Source organism: Marinobacterium sp. BA1, assembly GCF_041155135.1.
GTDB classification, from domain to species: domain Bacteria; phylum Pseudomonadota; class Gammaproteobacteria; order Pseudomonadales; family Balneatricaceae; genus Marinobacterium; species Marinobacterium iners.
Window position 1 is genome coordinate 3,681,165 of record NZ_BAAFHC010000001.1, and the last position, 16,601, is coordinate 3,697,765.

The 16,601-nt window shown below is 58.0% G+C and carries 14 protein-coding genes; 9 read left to right on the forward strand and 5 right to left on the reverse strand.

What is annotated here, in order from left to right; genetic code table 11:
• Nucleotides 1-4: 4 nt before the first annotated feature.
• From ACAM29_RS17750 to ACAM29_RS17760, 3 genes are read left to right on the forward strand one after another with little or no spacing between them, the layout of a single operon-like run.
• On the forward strand, nt 5-835 hold the full coding sequence (locus ACAM29_RS17750) for a hypothetical protein (RefSeq protein ID WP_369624929.1): 831 nt from the start codon (nt 5-7) through the stop codon (nt 833-835).
• Nucleotides 828-1,280 (forward strand): ribosomal protein S18-alanine N-acetyltransferase, encoded by a 453-nt coding sequence (gene rimI / locus ACAM29_RS17755; protein ID WP_369624930.1) that lies wholly within the window; start codon nt 828-830, stop codon nt 1,278-1,280. The genes ACAM29_RS17750 and rimI overlap by 8 nt, the downstream gene beginning before the upstream one ends.
• 17 nt (nt 1,281-1,297) lie before the next feature.
• Nucleotides 1,298-1,966 carry an energy-coupling factor ABC transporter permease gene (locus ACAM29_RS17760; RefSeq protein ID WP_091826855.1) on the forward strand — a complete coding sequence of 223 codons (669 nt, stop codon included), beginning with the start codon at nt 1,298-1,300 and terminating at the stop codon, nt 1,964-1,966.
• Between the two features lie 11 nt (nt 1,967-1,977).
• Here the strand turns inward: ACAM29_RS17760 and ACAM29_RS17765 are convergent, their stop codons facing one another.
• The gene (locus ACAM29_RS17765) at nt 1,978-2,514 is read right to left on the reverse strand and encodes a response regulator transcription factor (RefSeq protein WP_091826856.1); all 537 of its coding nucleotides are present in this window, start codon (nt 2,512-2,514) and stop codon (nt 1,978-1,980) included.
• Entirely contained in the window at nt 2,511-3,785 is a 1,275-nt protein-coding gene (locus tag ACAM29_RS17770; RefSeq protein ID WP_369624931.1) for an ATP-binding protein, read from the reverse strand. Before ACAM29_RS17770 ends, ACAM29_RS17765 begins: the two co-directional genes overlap by 4 nt.
• A gap of 195 nt (nt 3,786-3,980) precedes the next feature.
• Between ACAM29_RS17770 and ACAM29_RS17775 the strand changes: the two genes are divergently transcribed.
• The 3 genes from ACAM29_RS17775 to ACAM29_RS17785 are packed head-to-tail and all read left to right on the forward strand — an operon-like array spanning nt 3,981 to nt 8,260.
• A complete protein-coding gene (locus ACAM29_RS17775) occupies nt 3,981-5,609 on the forward strand; it encodes a BCCT family transporter (protein WP_206836414.1) in 1,629 nt (542 codons plus the stop codon).
• Nucleotides 5,610-5,615: 6 nt separating this feature from the next.
• On the forward strand, nt 5,616-7,505 hold the full coding sequence (locus tag ACAM29_RS17780) for a DUF294 nucleotidyltransferase-like domain-containing protein (RefSeq protein ID WP_369624932.1): 1,890 nt from the start codon (nt 5,616-5,618) through the stop codon (nt 7,503-7,505).
• Nucleotides 7,505-8,260, forward strand: a complete 756-nt coding sequence (locus ACAM29_RS17785) for a 3'-5' exonuclease (RefSeq protein ID WP_369624933.1) — start codon at nt 7,505-7,507, stop codon at nt 8,258-8,260. The genes ACAM29_RS17780 and ACAM29_RS17785 overlap by 1 nt, the downstream gene beginning before the upstream one ends.
• On the opposite strand, the gene cobA is transcribed toward ACAM29_RS17785, so the two are convergent.
• A complete protein-coding gene (gene cobA / locus ACAM29_RS17790) occupies nt 8,206-9,063 on the reverse strand; it encodes a uroporphyrinogen-III C-methyltransferase (RefSeq protein ID WP_369624934.1) in 858 nt (285 codons plus the stop codon). The two genes, ACAM29_RS17785 and cobA, sit on opposite strands and share 55 nt — an antisense overlap.
• Before the next feature lie 184 nt (nt 9,064-9,247).
• Between cobA and ACAM29_RS17795 the strand changes: the two genes are divergently transcribed.
• From ACAM29_RS17795 to nirD, 3 genes are all read left to right on the forward strand, one after another.
• The gene (locus tag ACAM29_RS17795; RefSeq protein WP_369624935.1) at nt 9,248-10,519 is read left to right on the forward strand and encodes a nitrate- and nitrite sensing domain-containing protein; all 1,272 of its coding nucleotides are present in this window, start codon (nt 9,248-9,250) and stop codon (nt 10,517-10,519) included.
• A 263-nt stretch (nt 10,520-10,782) separates the two neighbouring features.
• Nucleotides 10,783-13,329, forward strand: coding sequence for a nitrite reductase large subunit NirB (nirB, locus tag ACAM29_RS17800; RefSeq protein ID WP_369624936.1), 2,547 nt, complete (start codon nt 10,783-10,785; stop codon nt 13,327-13,329).
• Nucleotides 13,329-13,667 (forward strand): nitrite reductase small subunit NirD, encoded by a 339-nt coding sequence (gene nirD / locus ACAM29_RS17805; RefSeq protein ID WP_369624937.1) that lies wholly within the window; start codon nt 13,329-13,331, stop codon nt 13,665-13,667. Before nirB ends, nirD begins: the two co-directional genes overlap by 1 nt.
• An 85-nt stretch (nt 13,668-13,752) precedes the next feature.
• Here nirD and ACAM29_RS17810 read toward each other — a convergent pair whose 3' ends face one another.
• Nucleotides 13,753-15,480 carry a protein kinase gene (locus ACAM29_RS17810; protein WP_369624938.1) on the reverse strand — a complete coding sequence of 576 codons (1,728 nt, stop codon included), beginning with the start codon at nt 15,478-15,480 and terminating at the stop codon, nt 13,753-13,755.
• Between the two features lie 68 nt (nt 15,481-15,548).
• Nucleotides 15,549-16,400 carry a formate/nitrite transporter family protein gene (locus ACAM29_RS17815; RefSeq protein WP_354406707.1) on the reverse strand — a complete coding sequence of 284 codons (852 nt, stop codon included), beginning with the start codon at nt 16,398-16,400 and terminating at the stop codon, nt 15,549-15,551.
• Nucleotides 16,401-16,601: the final 201 nt, after the last annotated feature.

Sequence of the window (16,601 nt, forward strand, 5' to 3'; positions counted from 1 at the left end):
CGGTATGACGCTGGCGGCACAAGAACAGAATCGTCACCGCTGGCTGGAGGCACTGGGTGTCGACAGCTGGCTGCCGCGTGGAAATTTGCCCGGTGCAGCCGAGATAGCGCCCTGGGTGGAATCATTTTGCTATCCTGATGATGCTCAGGCCGATGCCTGGCTGGAAGATGTTGCCGAAAGCGTTGAGGAGCAGGCGATCCCTGTTTCTACCCCTGCTCCAAAACCTGTCGCTGCACGTGCCAGAATTGACACCGATACCCTGCTGGATCAGCGGCCTGCCGCTGTGCCGAAAGCGACACCGGTTGAGCGACCGGTTCGCACGACGCCAACCTCAACAGTGGTTGAAGCGCCGCGTTTCAAGCTGGCCTTTGTGCTGCGGCAGGATCTGCTGATTGTCGATTCACTGCCGCCACACCAGCCGCAGGGGTTCAGCCGGCATCATCGTGCCCTGCTGACCGGAATCACCACCGCGCTGGGGGCTGAAGCTGATACTGAACTGAGCGATGCCATGATGCTGCCCTGGCCGATGCTGGCCAGCCGCACGCTGGATCAGGGCGCCGAGGAGGCGCGCCGCGCCGTGCAGCACAAGCTCCGGCGTACGCTGGAGTCACATCGCCGTATCACTCAGGTGCTGCTGATGGGAGAGGCCGCTGCCCATTGGATACTTGGTGAAACGGCACCGTTGGATACGCTGCAGGGGCGCAGCTTCAAACTGCCTTCAGGGCTGCCGGTGGTGGTAACCTTGAGTCTGAGTGAACTGCTGCGGCTGCCCGAGCGTAAAGCTGAAGCCTGGCGTGATATTCAGCCGCTGCGCCTGGTCCGTTCAAGTGACTGATCTGCAGCTGCAACAGCTTGAGAAGGCTCAGCTGGATGCGGTGCTCAAGCTTGATGCGATCTGTTTCGAGAGCGAGCCTTTTGCTGCTGTCTGGTGGCAGAAGGCATTGACCAGCGCCGGGGCCAGCAGCTGGATTTTGTCCTGGAAGGACCGACCGGTGGCCTATTGTTTGTTCAGCGAGATAATGGATGAAGCTGAGCTGCTACGTATAGCGGTTGATCCGCAACAACGTGGCAAGGGCTTGGCTACCGACCTGCTGCACAAGGTACAGGATGCACTGATTGAGCGAGGGATAACCCGCTTTTTCCTTGAGGTGCGTGCATCCAACCGTGCTGCACAGGCCCTTTATCATCGTTGTGGTTGGCAACCCTGCGGTCGCCGTAAAAACTACTATCCTCTGGGTGATGCGCTTGAAGACGCGCTGTTGTTCAGCCGGGAACCTTGAAGCGGGAGTGAGCCGAAATGAGTCTGACACAGGGACTGATCAGTGGGGGCTGGCTCTGGGCGGCAAGCCTGGCAGCGCTGCTGGTGCTGTTGCTGGCGCTGAAGACTGCTCCCTGGTCAGTGCTGATGCAGCAGCGCCGGCTGCAGCATCTTCTGTTTGGCGCAACCGTTGTACTGATGCTGATGTGGACCATGCGGGCCGGCATCTCGCCCGGGCTGGGCATTCACTTTCTCGGTATGACCACGCTGACGCTGATGTTTGGCTGGGACCTGGCCATCCTGTCCGGCACGTTGGCATTGTTGGGCATGACCCTGATCGGGCGGGAAAGCTGGGACACGTTGAGTGTCAATGTGCTCTGTTCAGTGGTGTTGCCGGCGCTTGCCAGTATGGCGGTACTGCGCCTGGTTGAAGCAAAACTGCCGCGCAACTTCTTTGTCTATCTGTTTCTGTGTGCCTTCTTTGGTGCCGGTGTGGCAACCGCTGTTGGCGGCATGGCGATGGCACTTCTGCTGTGGGCCGATGGTGTGTATCCCTGGGCCAAGATCTATCTGGAGTATGTGCGCTTTCTGCCGCTTATCATGTTCCCCGAAGGACTGCTGAACGGCATTATCATGACCGGCATGATGGTGTTTCATCCTGACTGGATCCGTACATTCGACGCCCGCCATTACATTGATGAGCAGTAGCTCTGCCGACGTCAGCGCCGCACCGGATGCTTGGCAAGCTTGCGCTGCAGGGTGCGGCGATGCATCCCCAGTGCCCGTGCCGTGGCTGAGATATTGCCTTCGTGCTCATGCAAAACTTTCTGGATATGTTCCCATTCCAGCCGGTTGACCGACATCGGTGTGTCCGGAATGTCGCTGTTCAGCTCTGAAGCCTCTGCTTCACCTTCAAGTGCCCGCAGGATCTGATCTGCATCAGCCGGCTTGGGCAGGTAGTTATGTGCCCCCGACTTGATTGCTTCGACAGCAGTGGCAATGCTGGCATAGCCGGTCAGCACAAGAATGCGTACCTCTGAATTCAGCTGTTTGAGCTGAGGAATCAGGCACAGGCCGGATGGGCCCTCCATTTTCAGATCCACAGTGGCCAGGTCTGGCGCCTGTTGATGGGCCAGCGCAACGGCTGTTGCTACGTCGCGTGCGACCTGAACCTCGAAGCCTCTCCGGGTCATGGCACGGGCCAGTACACGGGTAAAGGCCGGGTCATCGTCCACAATCAGAAAATGTCGGGTCATACGTCAGCTCCCTTGAATGGCTCGGGTATGATCGGCAGTTCAACTTCAGTCAGGGTGCCCCCGTCCGGGTGGCTGTAAAGGCGCACTTCACCCTGGTGTCGAGCCAGAGTGGAAGAAGTGAGAAACAGGCCAATACCCAGCCCTCGCCCCTTGGTCGTTACAAACGGTTTGCCCAGTTGATCGGCCTGTTCCAGCGGTAGCCCGGGACCCTGGTCATGCACTTGCAGGAGGATACGCTCACTGTCCCAGCTCAGCGCAATCTCGATATCCTCGGGGTGGGCATCGGCCGCATTGTTGAGCAGGTTAAGCAATGCCTGTTGCAGTGTTATAGAAGCGCTCACCCTTGGTGCCGGGCCAGAAGGAAACGGGGGTATGCGGTAGCTGACTTCGGGGCGCATCAGGGTCCATTCTTCAATCACGCGCTCAAGCAGTTCGGTAACGGCGATACGGCTATGGCTGCGTTGCTGTTCTTCCTGCACGCTGCGACTCATCTGCTGCAGTCGTGCCGAGCAGGTGGCCACCTGCTGGCGCAGCAGCGCGATATCATCCTGCAGTAACGCGTCACCAGGATGATCCAGCTCCATTTCACGCAGGGTAACCTGCATGGTGGACAGCGGGGTGCCCAGCTCGTGCGCAGTACCGGCGGCCAGTGTGGCCAGCGCAAGCAGCTGCTGATCACGAATATGTTGTTCACGTTCGGCCTGCAAGCGCTGTTCACCGCGCTGCAGGGTCTGATGCATGCGCACGATAAACCAGCTGATCAGCAGGACGGTAAACAGAAAATTGATCCACATGCCGGTGATGTGAAGGTCATACAAATCGAAAATCCGGTGTTGGTGACCCTGTTCCAACTTCAGTACCGGTATGTAGTGGCGCAGCAGTGAGGTATAGAGCACTACCAGCATGGTGGCCATCAACAGGGTGTATCGAGCGCCAAGGGTGGCGGCGCTGACAAGCAACGGAATCAGCAGCATGAAGATGAACGGATTGGTGGCGCCACCGCTTTGGTACAGCAGGCAGCCATAAAGCACGACATCGGCACAGAGCTGGCTGAAAAACTCCAGTTCGGTCACCGGCCAGCGCGAGTGCAGGCGTGCAAACGTCATCACATTCAGCAGTGCCAGAGCTGCAAGAGTGGACCCAAGCAGCCATACATCCAGTGTCAGATGCAGTACAAACAGAGCGAACAGCAGAGCGCCACTCTGGGCAAAAAGCACCAGAGTACGGATATAGGTCAGTTGCAGCAGGTGGTGATGAAATCCGCTCAGCACAGCAGCCCCGGAGGAATTACGCTAAGGTTAATGGGGCAGTATACCTGCCAACGGCACGTATGTGGTCCAGCGTTTGTGCGACAAAGCGTCGCACAAACGGTGACGGCCGGCAGGCTGCGACTTGCGAAAGTATAACCCGATCCAACATACTAAAAAGGTAAACGTTTCAAATCTGACCTGAGGGAGACAAACCAAATGGCGGCCAATAAAGACCCCATGATCCCCGATGGTGATGTGAATCCGATCGATACCGACTACCAGATCGGTCAGGATAACATCGTTGTCAACGTAGGCCCTTTCGGCCTGGATATCCACAACCGCGTCTTTGCGATCTCCGGTCTTGCCGTGATCGCGTTCGTACTGCTTACCCTGGTTTTTCAAAGCCAGGTGGAACCGCTGTTCAGCAGCCTTCGTGGCTGGCTGACTACCAATCTGGACTGGTTTTTCATCAGTGCAGCCAACATTTTCGTGATTATCTGTCTGGTGCTGATTTTCACCCCACTTGGCCGGGTACGCCTCGGCGGGACCGAAGCCACACCGGATTACAGCTACGCCGGCTGGTTTTCCATGCTGTTTGCTGCTGGTATGGGTATCGGCTTGATGTTCTTCGGCGTTTCGGAGCCACTGTCCCACTTCAGCTCGGCCTTTGGTGGCATTAGTATCGAGAACGGCGTTCGAACCGACTGGGCGCCACTGGGGGCTGCTGGGGGGGATGCCGAATTGGCTGCGCGCTTGGGCATGGCCGCCACCATCTACCACTGGGCGCTTCACCCTTGGGCAATCTATGCCGTCATGGCACTGGGGCTGGCGTTGTTCTCCTTCAACAAGGGTCTGCCGCTGACAATCCGTTCGGTGTTCTATCCGATTCTGGGTGAACGAGTCTGGGGTTGGCCGGGACATGTCATTGATATTCTGGCCGTGCTGGCGACCCTGTTCGGCCTGGCTACTTCTCTGGGCTTCGGTGCCTCTCAGGCTGCATCAGGTTTGAACTATCTGTTCGGTATTCCGCTGGGCAACACGACACAGATTGTTCTGGTGATCGGGATCACCGCCATAGCGCTGGTTTCAGTACTGGCCGGTCTGGATGCCGGGGTGAAGCGACTGTCTGAAATAAACATGGTGCTGGCGGTCTTGTTACTGGCGTTCGTGATCATCGTTGGGCCGACGCTGGCCATTGCAACCGGCTTCTTCGATAACCTGATGGCGTATCTGACCTATCTGCCGGAGCTGGCTAACCCCGTTGGGCGTGAGGACAGCAACTTTGCATCTGGCTGGACCGCGTTTTACTGGGCCTGGTGGATCTCTTGGTGTCCGTTTGTAGGCATGTTTATCGCGCGCGTGTCCAGGGGGCGTACCGTACGTGAGTTCATCATCTCGGTACTGTTGGTGCCCTCGCTGGCCTGCGTGTTGTGGATGACCGTGTTTGGTACCACCGCCATCGACCAGGTGGTGAATGCGGGCTACGACGCCGTGGCCGACGCGGAGCTGCCGCTGCAGTTGTTCACCATGCTGGACGTATTGCCGCTGGCACAGATCACCTCGTTCATCGCGATCATTCTGGTGGTGGTGTTCTTTATAACCTCATCCGACTCTGGCTCGCTGGTCATCGACGTAATCGCAGCCGGTGGCAAGGTGGATGCGCCGACGCCACAGCGCGTGTTCTGGTGTACGTTTGAAGGGCTGGTGGCCATTGCGTTGATTCTTGGCGGGGGGCTGGTCGCGCTGCAGGCAATGGCAGTGTCGACCGGTTTGCCGTTTACCATTGTGTTGCTGGTTGCAGCCTTCTCGATGGTGAAAGGGCTAGCCTCCGAGCCGAGGGTCTGATTACCCATGGTTGAGACGCAGCAGGCTGAACATATCGAGATACTCGACTTCCTGCGCCGTACTACTCCCTTTACGGAGCTGTCCGAGGAAACCCTGGGACAGGTTGCGGGGCAGGTTGAAGTCGCCTATTTCAAGGCGGGTAGCCAGATACTGAACTTTGGTGAAGATATCAGTGACTGGTACATCATCCGCAGCGGTGCCGTTGAGGTGTTCCGACGTAACGGTGATCTTTACAACCGTTTGAGTGAAGGAGGTTTCTTCGGTGAGTTCGGCCTGCTGCGCAACAAGCGGGTGCGATTTCCGGTAGTGGCGCTGGAAGACACGCTGGTGTATCTGATTGCCGAGCCCCTGTTCAACGACCTGTTCGACAATAACGAAGGCTTTGCTGATATTGTTGAGGTGGAAGACCGCACTCGTCTGCGCCAGGCAGTGGCGCGGCGTGAGGATGCCAATGAGTTGATGACCTCCAGGGTTGAAACCCTGGTGAGTCGTGAGCCTGTGTGTCTGCCGGTTACGGCCACGGCGCGCGAGGCGGCCATTCGGATGACGGAAGAGGGTGTGTCGTCTCTGCTGATTCTGGATGCGAACGAGGATCCCGAGCGTGACAGCCGCATGGCGGGTATTATCACCGACAGGGATATTCGCAATCGTTTGGTCTCTCCGGGACTGGACTACGATACGCCGGTCACCGAGATTATGACCTCCGAGCTTCGGTACGTTGAGCACTCCCAGTTCGTGTTTGAAGCGATGCTGCTGATGCTGCGTTTCAATGTGCACCATCTTCCGGTTCTGAAACACCGGCAGCCGATCGGGGTGATCGCCCTGTCCGACATCATCCGCTACGAGTCGCAGAACAGCCTGTTTGTGGTCAGCAGCATCTTCCGGGCACAGAGTGTGGAAGAGCTGGTGGCACTGAAGCAGGATGTACGCGCCTGTTTCACCCGCATGGTGAACGAGGATGCCAACTCGCGCATGATTGGCGGTGCCATGGCGGTGATCGGTCGCAGCTTCAAGCAGCGTCTGCTGGAGTTGGGCGAGGCAGAGTTGGGGCCACCTCCGGTGCCTTATTGTTTTCTGGCACTGGGTTCCATGGCGCGGGAAGAGCAGCTGATCGTCACCGATCAGGATAACGCCATGATTCTCGACAATCGTTACGACCCCAAAGAGCATGAAGACTATTTCAAGGCCTTGGCGGAGTTTGTCTGTGACGGGCTGGATGCCTGTGGCTACACCTATTGCAGCGGCAAGATCATGGCCACCAACCCGAAATGGCGTCAGCCGCTACGGGTATGGGAGCAGTACTTCACTGAGTGGATAGACAAACCGACACCGGAGTTTTTGCTCAACAGTGCCATATTCTTCGATCTGGAGGGTGTGTGGGGCAGGACCCGTTGGGCTGAGATGCTGAATGACCTGATCCGGCGCAAAGCGCAACGCAATCCTCGCTTCCTGGCCTGTATGGCACGCAATGCACTTTTGCGTACGCCACCGCTGGGATTCTTCAAGGACTTCGTGATGGAGACCGATGGCCGGCACACTAACTCGATTAACATGAAGCGGCGCGGGACGGCACCGGTGGCAGACCTGATTCGCGTGCATGCACTGGCTGTCGGGTCTCGGGCGAGCAACTCTTTCGAGCGTCTGCGTGATGTGATCGATGCGTCGGTGATGCCCCCCGGACGTGGGCCGGACCTGCGCGATGCGCTGGAGTTGATTTCCATGGTACGGATACGGCATCAGGCGCTGGACCTTGAAGCGGGACAGGAACCGGACAATAACGTGGAGCCGGAAAACCTGTCCGACTTCGAGCGCAAGAATCTCAAGGACGCGTTCCAGATTTTGAGCCACGCGCAGAAGTTTCTGAAATATCGTTATCAGCCCGGACGCTCGAACTGATGTTCTATCTGGATCGGAATGCCCTGCAGGAGGAGCCGGCTCGGGATGCCCAAGACCTGCAGGTGAGCGACTGGTCGGTCCGGTTTGCCGAACTGGCTCGGCAGGCACGCTACCCGGCGCTGAAGGACTTTTATCAGGCGGGTGCCGTGATGCCGGATACACCGCTGAAGGACGTGCCGCTGGTGGCGATCGATTTCGAAACCACTGGGCTGGACCCCCGGAAGGGCGGCATTGTCAGTATCGGGCTGATGCCGATGAGTCTGAGCCGTATTCACTGTGCCGGTGCGCGTCATTGGGTGGTCAAGCCCCGTGCTCGGCTCAGCACTGAATCGGTGGTGGTTCATGGCATCACCCATTCAGAGATAGCGGCAGCACCTGATCTGTCCCAGATCCTGGATCAGTTGCTGGAACAGTTGCGTGGCAGAGTTGGGGTCGTGCACCATCGCGGCATCGAACGCAGCTTTCTCAATGCGGCCCTGCAGGCACGAATTGGCGAAGGAATCGAGTTCCCGGTGATTGATACCATGGAGCTTGAAGCGCGACTGCACCGTCGCAGGCCTCTTAGCCTCTGGGATCGTTTGCGCGGACGCAGGCCGGTTTCAATCCGCCTGGCTCAGAGCCGCGAGCGCTATCATCTGCCTCACTATCGCCCTCATCATGCTCTGACCGACGCGCTGGCCTGTGCCGAGCTGCTGCAGGCTCAGGTTGCGGACCGGTTTTCGGTCGATACCCCAGTGGGGGAACTGTGGTGTTGACTGACCACTGATCCAATATAAATCAACGTCGGTGACTGTAATCGGTGCTGTTGCACCGTTTGTGGCAGATCCGCCAGCGTGCAGGCCAGGGTGCGCTGGTCCTCTCGGGTACCCTTTTCGACCAGCAGCGCAGGCCAGTCCGGAGGCAGACCGGCAGTCTGCAGGCCGTGACTGATGGCAGCGGCCATCGACAGCCCCATGTAAAAAACCAATGTTTCATCCGCCCGCGCCAGATCCTGCCAATTGATTTCACTGTCATCACAGGAATGGGCCGTGATCAGCCTCAGTCGTGCAGATTGTCCTCGCTCGGTCAGCGGAAATCCGCAACTGGCGGCACAGCCGGCTGCAGCGCTGATGCCGGGTACAATACTGAACGGAATATCGGCGGCTCTCAGTGCATTCAACTCTTCTCCCAATCGACCAAATATCAGCGGGTCGCCTCCCTTGAGCCTTACCACTCGGTGCCCTTGCCGAGCCAGCTTGACCAGCAGCTCACAAATTTCGCGTTGAGAGTGTGAATGTCGCCCCTTCAGCTTGCCGACATATATGCGCTGTACATGCAGCGGTATCTGAGCCATCAACTCAGGGCTGACCAAGGCGTCATGCAGCACTACCTCGGACTGCTCAATCAGGCGCCAGCCCTTGCGAGTGATCAGCTCCGGATCACCGGGGCCGGCACCCACCAGGTCCACGCGCCCGAGGGGGGTGTTGTCGGTGTGGGATAAACGGCTGCCGAACAATGTCTGTCGGCTTGGTAATGCTAACCGTATTTCAGCAAACGAACGTACCAAAAGCGTAAACATGTTCTAGCCCTCATAAAAAAACGCCTGCCCGTGACCGGTTTGGCGATCACGGAGCAGGCGTCGTTGCCTTAATTCAAATGTTAAGCAGAAATAAACAAGCAAAACCGGTGCCAGTTGCGAGAGCTGGAACATAAATTGCTTGTCCCGATGGTATCCCTGCAACTTCTTTGCTGAGAGGCCGCCGATGCAAGCTTCAAGTACACCGCTGACCCACCGCTTTCTGCTGGCTGCTCGTGAGGCCGAGATTGAGGCACTGAAACAATTGGCCGTGGGTTGCCAACAGGCGATTCTGACCGGGAGGTTAATCCATGAGCTGCAGCGTGAACGCGGTATTTCAAATGTCTTTCTGGCTTCCGGCGGTGAGTGCTTTGCCCGTCAGTATCCGGAGCAGGTCGCGCGTAGCCGTGTGGCCGAACAGGCCTTTCGGCAGGGAGTTGCAGACCTGATGCCGGGCACAGGCAGTGCACCGGCGGGAATGCGCCTGTGCAACTGCATCGCGGCGGTACTGCTGCAGCTGGAAGAGCTGGATCTGCTGCGTGCTCAGGTGCAGCAGCAACAACTGGAGGCGGCAACGCTCACCTGTTGGCTCAGTGAGCTGATTGCCCGTTTGCTGGCGGTCATATTTGAACTGGCGGACAGCTGTGGCGACCCGGAGTTGACGCGGGCTCTGGTCGCGACATTCAACTTCATACAGGGGAAGGAGTATGCAGGGCAGGAACGTGCCTGGGGAGCAATCGGCTTCGCGGCAGGTCGGTTCGAGGCCGAGCAGCTGGAGCGGTTGATAAACCTGCAGGATGCCCAGCAACGCAGTTTTGATACCTTCACCTGTTATGCAGAGGCAGAACCGCTGGCACTCTGGCACAAGCTGCAGGCGACCTCGGAGCATGCCGAGCTGTTACGATTGCGGGGCATGTTCAGCCGACTGCAACCCAAAGAAGAAGTGCCGATGTCATTGAGTGAGCTTTGGTATGAGCTGGCCACCTGCCGCATCGATCGCATGCAGCAGCTTGAAGCCCATCTGGAGCAGCTCCTTCTGCAAAAGAGTCGTGACAAGACCGCCGCGGCTGAAGCGGAGCTGAGGCATCACCGGCAACAGCTTAACACCCTGATAGAAGCCGCTGCGCAGCGTACGGTTCCGGTCAACCTGACACCCATGGCTGAGCTGCTGAGCAGTCCCGGACATGAAGGCGGGGGGTTGAACGATACGGTATATGACCTGTTACTGACTCAGGCACGCCATCTGGAACAGGTTCAGAAAGAGCTGGAGCTGGCACGTTCGGCTCTGGATGAACGCAAGCAGATAGAGCGGGCGAAGGGATTGCTGATGCAGTTTCATGGCCTCAGTGAAGAGCAGGCCTATCGTCAGATGCGGCAGCAGGCGATGCAGGCCAACATCCGTCTGGTCGATCTGGCGGCTCGTCTGATAGCCGCCTGTGACGGCCTGGGGAAAACGTAATTATGTTTTTCCGTGCCCTGTTAAGGGTCGTTTCGACCCTGTCTGCACCTTTTTAAAGCGCCCTTGTCGTTGTTGTTCGGGTAAAAGCCCCGCTTCTGCCTGTTATTGACCGATTGGCATAAACCCTGCAATACCAGTTGCAGGTCAGGCCTGAGGTCAGACGCTCATCAAGTGGTTTTTTGGACAACGGTGTCCACTCCTTGCTGCATGTGCAGCACAGAAGTGGCACCGTTTTTTTTTATCTGAAACTAAGAGAGTGCCGTATGAAACAGACAGACTGCACCGGTACCCGTCGCCCTTTGCGCGTGGCCGTGATTGGCAACGGCATGGTAGGGCATCACTTTGTGGAACAGTGGTTGGCCAGTGAAGCTGCTGAGCAGGGTGAACTGATGGTTTTCGGGGCTGAACGCTATCCCGCCTATGATCGGGTACACCTGTCAGACTATTTTGATTCGGGCAGTGCCGACGCGTTGAGGCTGGGGTCACCGGAGCTGTATCAACACCCCGCCGTGAGCCTCAAACTGGGTGAGTCGGTTCTGTCCATTGATCCCCAATGCAAAACCCTGCACACCCAGGGGGGGGAATACAGATACGACAAACTGGTGCTTGCGACAGGCTCGTGGCCCTTCGTTCCACCCATCCCCGGCGGGGCTCAGCCACACTGCCTGGTCTACCGAACACTGGATGACCTGGATGCGATTCGTGCCAGTGCCGAGGGTGCCAATGTCGGCGTGGTGATCGGCGGTGGACTGCTCGGCCTGGAAGCCGCCAACGCCCTCAAGCGGCTGGGGCTGGAGGTACATGTGGTCGAGTTTGCCCCCCGGCTGATGCCGGTTCAGCTGGATGACGAAGCGGGAGCCTTGCTGCGCCACAAGATCGAGGCGCTCGGGGTTGCGGTGCATACCGACAAGGCGACGCAGCAGATTATTCGGGGTGACAGTGCAAGGATGAAGATGTGCTTTGCCGACGCTACCGAGCTGGAGACCGACCTGATCGTGTATTCCGCCGGTATCCGGCCGCAGGACATGCTGGGCCGTGAGGCTGGCCTGCAGCTGGGTGAGCGTGGCGGTATTGAGGTGGACCAGCACTGCCGCAGCAGCGATCCTGGCATCTATGCCATTGGCGAGTGTGCGGTGTGGAACGGGCGTCATTTCGGTCTGGTTGCACCGGGTTATGCCATGGCACGAGCGGCCCTGTCGCATCTTGTTGGTGATGGCCAGGCACATTTTCAGGGGGCCGACATGTCGACGAAACTGAAACTGCTGGGTGTGGATGTGGGCTCGATAGGTGATGCTCACGGCCATACACCGGGGTGTCAGAATTACCGCTACAGCGATGAGCGCAGCGGCGTCTATCGTCGGTTGGTGGTCTCGGAGGATGGCAAGCGCCTGCTGGGTGCCATCCTGATTGGGGACAACAGCGGCTACGATCAACTGCTGCAGCTGGCACTGAATGACATGCCGCTGCCGGAGCAGCCGGAAGCATTGATTCTGCCTGCCTCTGAGGGCGGACTGCCGAGTGCGGGCAGTGCCGAGCTGCCACTGACGGCCACCATCTGCTCCTGTCACAACGTCAGCAAGGGTGATATCTGCGAGGCGATGAATGATGGTGCCGTGTCGGTGGCCGATCTCAAAGCCAGCACCCGAGCCGCCACCGGCTGTGGTGGTTGTGCCGCCATGCTCAAGACCGTGCTGGATGCGGAGCTGGAAAAGCGCGGCGTACAGGTCGATCGTTCGCTCTGTGCGCATTTCAGCCATACTCGTCAGGAACTGTTCCACCTGATCCGTGTAGATGGGATCAAGACTTTTGACGAGCTGATTCAGCGTCACGGACATGGCGGCGGTTGTGAAATCTGTAAACCGGCCGTCGGCTCCATGCTGGCCAGCTGCTGGAATGAACCTATCCACAGCCCCGAACTGGTGCCTTTGCAGGACACCAACGACACCTTCATGGCCAATATGCAGAAAAACGGTACCTACTCGGTGGTGCCGCGCATTCCGGGCGGCGAGATTACACCGAAGATGTTGATCGTGCTGGGCGAAATAGGGCAGAAATACCAACTCTATACCAAGATCACCGGTGGCCAGCGGATTGACCTCTTCGGTGCGGCGCTGGATGAACTGCCACTGATTTGGGAAGAGCTGATTGCGGCCGGTTTTGAGACCGGTCATGCCTACGGCAAGTCGCTGCGAACGGTGAAATCCTGCGTTGGCAGCACCTGGTGTCGCTTTGGCGTGCAGGACAGCGTTGGCATGGCGATCGAGATCGAGAACCGCTACAAGGGCCTGCGCGCGCCGCACAAGATCAAGATGGCCGTGTCAGGCTGCACCCGAGAATGTGCCGAGGCCCAAAGCAAGGATATTGGCGTGATTGCCACTGAAAACGGCTGGAATCTCTATGTCTGTGGTAATGGCGGCATGAAACCGCGCCATGCGGACCTGTTCGCGACTGATCTGGATGATGAAACGCTGGTGCGTTACATCGACCGTATCCTGATGTTCTACATCTACACCGCCGACCGCCTGCAGCGTACTTCAGTGTGGATGGAAAACCTTGAAGGTGGTTTGGATTACCTGCGGCAGGTTGTGATGGACGACAGTCTGGGGTTGGCGGCAGAGCTGGAATCCCGCATGCAGCATGTCGTCGACAGTTATCGCTGTGAGTGGAAAGAGGCAGTAGATGATCCCAACCGGCGCAAGCGCTTCCGCAGCTTCGTCAATTCGGATGAACCGGGCCGAGCACGGATTGTACAAGTCGTTGAGCGAGAACAGTTGATTCCGGCCCGCGAACTGGCCGTGGAGGAGGTATGATGAACAGCTTGCAATGGCAGGATCTGTGTAGCCGTGATGACCTGATACCCGGGTCGGGTGTGGCGGTCAAAATTGGTGATCAGGCCGCCGCATTGTACTGGCCAGATCCTGCTAAAGAGCAACTTTATGCGCTGTGCCATCGTGACCCCTTCTCTCAGGCGGAGGTACTGGCCTGGGGGATATTGTGTGAACTGGAGGGTGAATGGTCAGTGGCTGCGCCGCTTTACAAGCAGCATTTCCGGTTGCATGACGGCGTTTGCCTGGAACAGCCGGATGTCGTTCTGCCTCGCTGGCCGGCCAGATTCAATGGTGACAGGGTTGAAGTCGGCATTGAGTGAATGGCCGCCATCGGCGGCATCGCTGTTGTTTGCCGGAGTATCGAGTGCTGATGCACCGATACTCCGGCAAACAACCGGCGTCCTTTCAGTTGGGGCGCAGCAGCAAATGGATCACCAACAGCACCAGCACCAGAGAAACACCTTGCCAGAACAATACCGGATTGCGCTCCAGCAGTGGCGCGCGTGTACGGTTGAGAAAGCGCTGGTTGGGATGGCGCAAATCGTAGATGAACTCTGAAAGACTCTCGTAACGCCTGTTCGGGTCAGGCTTTAGCGCCCGTTCCAGGGTGTCATCGATCCAGGTGGGAATCTCGCGTTCCCGCTCCAGCACCGAGTCATAACTCAGGCGTTGCTGAGCGGCGCGGGTACGGGTGCGTGCGACCCTGTTACCATAAGGAAACCGACCGGACAGCATCTGATAGGTGATCACGCCCAGTGAGTAGAGGTCGGCACGCCAGTCACCGTATTCGCCCAAGAAATATTCAGGGGCCGAATAGAGTGCAGTACCCTGCAGATGGGGCTGCTCCAGTGCATGGGATGACTCAACGATGCCTGCCACGCGGGTAGCACCGAAGTCGATGATGCGGACTATTCCGCTGGTGTCGATCATGATGTTGTCGGGCTTGAGGTCCTGATGCACCATTTCGCGGCGATGAAATGCCTGTAAACCACGAGCGAGCTGATCGATGATGTTGCGCACGTTTTCCAGCTCAGGGCGGGGGTGGTCATTGATCCACTGAGCCAATGTCTGGCCGTCGATATATTCGGTGACGGTATAGAGAAACCGGCGTGGTCGCCCGGGCGTTATCGCTTTCAATACATGTGGGCTGTCGATGCGTCTGGCGATCCACTCCTCCATCATGAAGCGCTCCAGGTAGGCCGGGTCTTCGCCCAAGTCAATAGAGGGTGTCTTGATGACAACCTGCTCCTCTGAGGTCAGGTCCTGGGCAAGAAACACATGGCTGCGACTGGTGGCGTGCAGCACACGCAGGATCCGGTAGCCATCAAACGCCATGCCGGGCTCCAGTGTTGGTGGCAGGGGAAGTTGCTCAACCTGTTGCTGCACCACCTGATGCTCTGCAGAAGGCAGGCGGTTAATACGCAGAATCTGCAGGGTCAGGTTGTCAGGGCTGCCCTGTGCGAACGCCGCCTCCACAATTGATCGGGCAGCCTGGTTCAGATCCTCGGCATGTTGCTCCAGCAGATCGAGCAGATACTGTGCATCCAGATGCTCGTAGACCCCGTCGGTGGCAAGCAGAAACAGATCGCCGCACTGCAGCGACAGGCAGTCGTAGTCCAATTCAAGACAGTCTTCAATGCCCAGTGCACGGCTCAGATAGCTTTCCTCGCGTGATATCCACAAGCGATGATCCTTGGTGAGCTGTTCCAGCGAACGGTTGCGCACCCGGTAGATGCGGCTGTCGCCGGCATGAAGAAGGTGTGCGCTGTGGCCCTTGATAATCAACCCGCTGAAGGTGCAAACATACCCCCGGTTCCTGTCAAAACGGTGCTCGCTGTGACGGGTCTGGCTGCAAAGCCATGAGTTGGTGGCGAACAGCACCTTTTCCGCGGCAGTCTTAACGCTCCAAGTGTCGCTGGTACAGAAGTAGTCATCAAGAAAGCCCCTGACCGCCGCTGAACTGGCGATCTGGCTGACATCACTGGAACTGATGCCATCGGCGATGGCAAAAGCGGCGCCCTTGAGGCTGAGCTGAGGTTCGGTGGGGATAAGCGCACCGTAAAAGTCCTGATTGCAGTCCTTGCGTCCTGCGTCTGAATACTGGCCCAGACTGAGCTGGAGTCCTGGCGGCATGGTTTCTCTCCCCTGAATACAACAGCGCAGCGCTCCCGGAAAAGCGCTGCGCGGATGGATGGCCGTAATCAGGCCGACGCGGATGCCGGTTTGGCAGCAGAAGTGTTGGTCGCCAGTTTGCGTTTGGCCGCGGTACGCACATGGGTGGTGTACAGGGTGAGTCCGGTGAAGGCCAGACCACCGACCAGGTTGCCCAGTGCTGTGGGGATCTCATTCCAGATCATGTAGTCCATCACCGAAAAGTCGCCGCCCATGATCAGGCCAAACGGGAACAGGAACATGTTCACTACCGAATGCTCGAAGCCCATAAAGAAGAACAGCATGATCGGCATCCACATTGCCAGAACCTTGCCGCTGACATGGGTGGAGATCATGGCGCCGACAACGCCCATTGATACCATCCAGTTGCACAGCATGCCGCGGATGAAGATTGTCATCCAGCCATCGAAACCGTAGGCGGCATAGCCCAGGGTGCGTGACTCACCAATATGGGCTACCTTCTCGGCAATGGCGCCGCCATCGGTGTTGTAACCCATGGTGAAGATGTAGGACATCATGAATGCGACGGTCAGTGCACCAGCAAAGTTGCCCACAAAAACCAGTCCCCAGTTGCGCAGAATCTGCGGCCAGGTTACGCCAGGGCGTCGGTCGAGCCAGGCCAGTGGGGTCAGCATGAATACGCCGGTCAGCAGGTCAAACCCCATCAGGTAGAGCATGATGAAGCCGACCGGAAACAGCAGTGCCCCGATCAGGAAAACACCGGTCTGTACCGCCACGGTCACGGCAAATACAGCGGCCAGCGCCAGTATTGCGCCGGCCATATAGGCGCGGATCAGGGTATCGCGGGTGGACATGTGAATTTTGGATTCGCCTGCGTCGACCATTTTGGTCACGAATTCGGATGGGATCAGATAAGCCATGGTGTCACCTCAGAGATAGGTCAGTTGTATGCCGGTCTGTGTTATCTGGCGGTCGAGAAAAACTGGCGACGGGACATAAAAAAAGCGCCCGCACCGGCTCTGCCGGTGGGGCAGAGAGGTGACGGACGCCATTATCCGAATACAGTCAGTTTGTCAGGGCCGCCGGGGCCCGAAGGTTGATATGGTTACAGCAAAAGAGGG